The sequence below is a fragment of the Streptomyces sp. NPDC007162 genome (assembly GCF_040634175.1).
GTDB lineage: Bacteria > Actinomycetota > Actinomycetes > Streptomycetales > Streptomycetaceae > Streptomyces.
Map to the genome: position 1 here is coordinate 1 of NZ_JBEYFC010000619.1, position 4,535 is coordinate 4,535.

Consider the following 4,535-nt stretch of genomic DNA (forward strand, 5'->3'; position numbering starts at 1 on the left):
GCCGGATCCACTGGATCATCGGCTGGACTCCCCACCTGCGGCAACGGTCAACGCGATGATGAGGTCGCAGGCTGCCGTGTAGGCAGGGCCGGCTCGCTCACGCGTGCTGGCCGAACAGCTCCCGCAGCACGTCCTCCATGGTCACCAGGCCCGCCATCCGCCCGTCGTCGCCGAGCACGCCCGCCACATGGGTGCGGCTGCCGCGCATCGCGGTGAGCACGTCGTCCAGCGGTGTGCTCTCGCGCACCCGTGCGATGGGCCGCATGTCCCGCAGCCGGAACGCCACGTCCTGGGGCGAGGCGTCCAGCGCGTCCTTGACGTGCAGATAGCCGACGATCCGCCGGACCTCGTCGACCACGGGGAAGCGGGAGAACCCCGACTCGGCCGACAGCCGCTCCAGCTCCACCGGGGTGACGCCCACACGCGCGTACACGACGCGTTCCAGCGGTACGACCACGTCCCGCACGGGCCTGCGGCCCAGTTCCAGGGCGTCGTGCAGCCGCTCCTGCGCCCGGTCGTCGATCAGGCCCGCCTCGCTGGCGTCCTTGACGATCTCGGCCAGCTCGGCGTCCGTGAAGGTCGCCGACACCTCGTCCTTGGTCTCCACGCGGAGCAGCTTGAGCAGGGTGTTGGCGAACGCGTTGATCGTGAAGATCACCGGCCGCAGCGCCCGCGACAGGGTCACCAGCGGCGGGCCGAGCAGCAGCGCGCTGCGCACCGGCTCGGCCAGTGCCACGTTCTTCGGCACCATCTCGCCGAGCAGCATGTGCAGGTAGGTCGCCAGGGCCAGCGCGATCACGAAGGCCACCACGTGGCCCGCGCTCTGGGGCACGCCGACCGCGTGGAACACCGGCTCCAGCAGATGCTCGATCGCCGGCTCCGCGACCACACCCAGCACCAGCGTGCACAGCGTGATGCCGAGCTGGGCGGCGGCGAGGAGCGCGGAGACGTGCTCCAGACCCCACAGCACGCTCTTGGCCCGCCGGTCGCCCGCCTCGGCGTACGGCTCGATCTGGGAGCGGCGCACGGAGATCAACGCGAACTCGGCGCCGACGAAGAAGGCGTTCACCACCAGCGTCGCCAGACCGATCAACAGCTGTACGGCGGTCATCGCCCGGCCCCCTGCCCCGTCTCGTCGTCCAGCGGCGCGTGCAGCAGCACCCGGGACGCCCGCCGCCCCACCGCGTCCACCACGTCCAGCCGCCAGCCGGCGACCTCGACACCGTCCCCGGTCTCGGGTATCCGCCCGAGCCGGGCCGCGACGAGACCGGCCAGCGTCTCGTACGGCCCCTCGGGCGCCTTCAGTCCCACGCGCGTGAGCTGGTCCATGCGGGCCGCGCCGTCCGCCGAGTACAGGGCACGGCCCTGTTCGTCGGCGCCCGCGGGAGCGAGGTCGGGTGTCTCGTGCGGGTCGTGCTCGTCGCGGACCTCGCCGACCACCTCCTCGACGATGTCCTCCAGGGTGGCGACACCGGCCGTACCGCCGTACTCGTCGATGACGACGGCCATGGTGCGCCGGCCGCCGAGGCGGTCCAGGAGACGGTCGACGGTGAGGGACTCGGGGACCAGCAGGGGGTCGCGCATCACCTGGTCGACACGGACCCGGGCCCGCTCCTCGGCGGGCATGGCCAGGACGTCCTTGATGTGGGCGGTGCCGACGACCGCGTCCAGGCTGTCCCGGTAGACCGGGAACCGGGACAGGCCGGTCGCGCGGGTCGCGTTCGCCACGTCCTCGCAGGTCGCCCGGACCTCCAGGGCGACCACCTGCACGCGCGGGGTCATCACGTTCTCGGCGGTGAGGTCGGCGAGGTTCAGCGTGCGCACGAACAGCTCGGCGGTGTCCGGCTCCAGCGCGCCCTGCTTGGCGGAGTGCCGGGCCAGTGCCGCCAGCTCCTGGGGCCCGCGCGCCGAGGCCAGTTCCTCGGCCGGCTCCACGCCGAAGCGCCGTACCACCCGGTTCGCGGTGTTGTTCAGATGGGTGATGAAGGGCCGGAAGGCCGCGCTGAACCAGCGCTGGGCGTTGCCCACCCGCTTGGCGACGGACAGCGGCGAGGAGATCGCCCAGTTCTTGGGCACCAGCTCACCGACGACCATCAGGAACACCGTGGACAGCGCGGTGCCGATCACCAGCGCGAGCGAGCTCGCCGCCGAGGCCGGGACGCCGATCGCCTCCAGGGGGCCGGCCAGCAGTCTGGCGATCGAGGGCTCGGCGAGCATGCCGACCACCAGATTGGTGACCGTGATGCCGAGCTGGGCCCCCGAGAGCTGGAACGTCAGGTTCCGTACGGCCTTGAGGGCGCCCGCGGCTCCGCGCTCGCCGCGCTCCACGGCCCGCTCCAGCTCGCCGCGCTCGACCGTGGTCAGCGAGAACTCGGCCGCGACGAAGGCGCCGCAGGCGAGTGACAGCAGGATCGCCACCAGCAGGAGGAGCACTTCGGTCATCGGGTCACCTCCGTCCCAGGATCGGACAGGGCGGACGGGACCGCGCGGTGTTGCCGGCGCCGAGTACTGGGAGGCTCGCCCATGGGCGGACGCTCACACACCTTTCATCGAGGAACGGGACGACCCTCCAATAGTAAAGGATCGGCAAAGCGTTTCACTCGGTGGCCCCGGTCAGCGGCTTCACCCACCGACGCCACTTCTCCTCGGGCGCGTACCCAGCCGCGCGCCAGGCATGGTGGGCGGTCTCGTTGCGCACCAGCACCATCGCGTCCCCGCGCCGCCCGCCGAGCCGTACGAAGCGTTCCTCGGCGGCCGCCAGCAGCGCCGAGCCGACACCGCGGCGGCGCCGCAGCGGGTGCACCGCCAGCCGGTACAGATGGCAGCGCCAGCCGTCGAAGCCCGCGATCACCGTCCCCACCAGTTCGCCGTCGAGCTCGGCGAGGAGCAGTGCCCCGGGGTCCCGGGCGACCAGGCGGTCCACCCCGGCGCGGTCGTCGCTGATGCTGGTGCCCTCGGCCGCCGCCTTCCAGAAGGCGAGCACGGTGTCCAGGTCGTCGGGCGCGGCGGCCCGTATGCGCAGGTCGGTCATGCGCCGATCCCACCACGACGGCCTTCGCGCACCCGTCGATTCCAGTATCCGGACGCACCCGCCGGGGCGCTTCGCCGGCGGCCTCCGGCAGGCCTCAGTCGTGCGCGATGGCGGCGAGCACGTTCATGCGGGACGCGCGCAGCGCCGGCAGCAGAGCGGCCACGATGCCCACGACCGCCGAGCCGATCACGACCGCGACGATCGTGCCCCACGGGACGGCCAGTGCCTTCATGCCCTGCAGCGCCAGCACCCGCTGGGTGCACACGCCCCACACCAGGCCGAGCGCCAGCCCCAGCACGGCGCCGAACACCGCGATCACCACCGACTCCAGCCGGATCATCCGGCGCAACTGCCGCCGGGCCAGCCCGATCGCGCGCAGCAGCCCGATCTCCCGGGTGCGTTCCACGACGGAGAGGGCGAGGGTGTTGACCACGCCGAGCACCGCGATCACGATCGCGAGGCCGAGCAGGGCGTACACCAGGTAGAGCAGCACGGAGATCTGGTCGTGGACCAGCTTCTTGTAGTCGGCCTGGTCGCGGACCTGCACCTGGGGGAACGGGGTGAGGGTCCGCTCCAGGTTCGCGCGGAGCCGCTCCGCGCTCGTGCCCGCGGACCGGTTCACGTACAGCGACGAGTCCTGGCCGTCGGGGACGTACTTCTCGACGGTGGCGATGCCGAAGAACAGCCCGCCCTGGGTGCCGAAGCCGCTGCCGCCGTCCTGGTCGGTGAGGGCGCCGACCCGCAGTTCGGCGGTCCTTCCGCCCGGGAACTCGACGGGGAGCTCACTGCCCAGCCGGACCCCGTGGTCCTCGGCGAAGCCGACGTCCATGCCGAGACTGCCGCGGGCCAGCGCCGCCGCGGTGTCACCGCCCCGGTAGACGACGTGGGCTACCTGATCGACCTGCGGGTCGTACCCGGCGGCGGTGGTGGTGACCCGCTTGCCGTCCGGCAGCCGGACCGCCACCGGCGCGAACCGCTGCCGGACGACGAGCCCCACGCCCTCGGTGCCGCGGACCTTGTCGGTGATCTCCTTGGTGAACGGCAGGAAGGTGCCGTTCTGGATCACGAAGTCGGCGCCCAGCGTCTTGTCGATCTGCTGGTTGAACGACCTGGACATGGAGGCGCTGGCCACCGACATCCCGCCGACCAGGGCGAGGCCCACCATCAGCGCGGCGGCGGTGGCGCCGGTCCGGCGCGGATTGCGCAGGGCGTTGCGCTGGCTCATCCGGCCCACCGAGCCGAACAGCGCGGGGAAGGCCGCGCCGAGGACCCGGATCACGGGCCGGACCAGCAGCGGTCCGGCGATGACCGTCGCGATCAGGGTGAAAACGACGCCGAGCCCGAGCAGCGAGGCGGCGGAGGCGGTCCTGGTGGCCGCCGCACAGCCCGCGAGGGCGGCCACCCCGAGCGCCCCGACGACCGAGCCCACGACCGCCCGCGCCGTCAACGGCTTGCCCACGCCGGCGATCTCGGCGTCCGCGAGCGCCGCCATCGGCGACACGGC

4 protein-coding genes are annotated in these 4,535 nt (G+C 72.7%); all 4 read right to left on the reverse strand.

Features of this window, described 5'->3' with window-relative positions; translation table 11 throughout:
• Positions 1-97 precede the first annotated feature (97 nt).
• Positions 98-1,111: a hemolysin family protein gene (locus tag ABZ646_RS40615; protein WP_360531013.1), complete on the reverse strand. Its 1,014-nt coding sequence runs from the start codon at positions 1,109-1,111 to the stop codon at positions 98-100.
• On the reverse strand, positions 1,108-2,442 hold the full coding sequence (locus tag ABZ646_RS40620) for a hemolysin family protein (RefSeq protein ID WP_360531016.1): 1,335 nt from the start codon (positions 2,440-2,442) through the stop codon (positions 1,108-1,110). Before ABZ646_RS40620 ends, ABZ646_RS40615 begins: the two co-directional genes overlap by 4 nt.
• Before the next feature lie 154 nt (positions 2,443-2,596).
• A complete protein-coding gene (locus tag ABZ646_RS40625; protein WP_360531019.1) occupies positions 2,597-3,031 on the reverse strand; it encodes a GNAT family N-acetyltransferase in 435 nt (144 codons plus the stop codon).
• A gap of 94 nt (positions 3,032-3,125) precedes the next feature.
• A partial coding sequence (locus ABZ646_RS40630; protein ID WP_360531022.1) for an ABC transporter permease occupies positions 3,126-4,535 on the reverse strand: 1,410 nt, incomplete at its 5' end.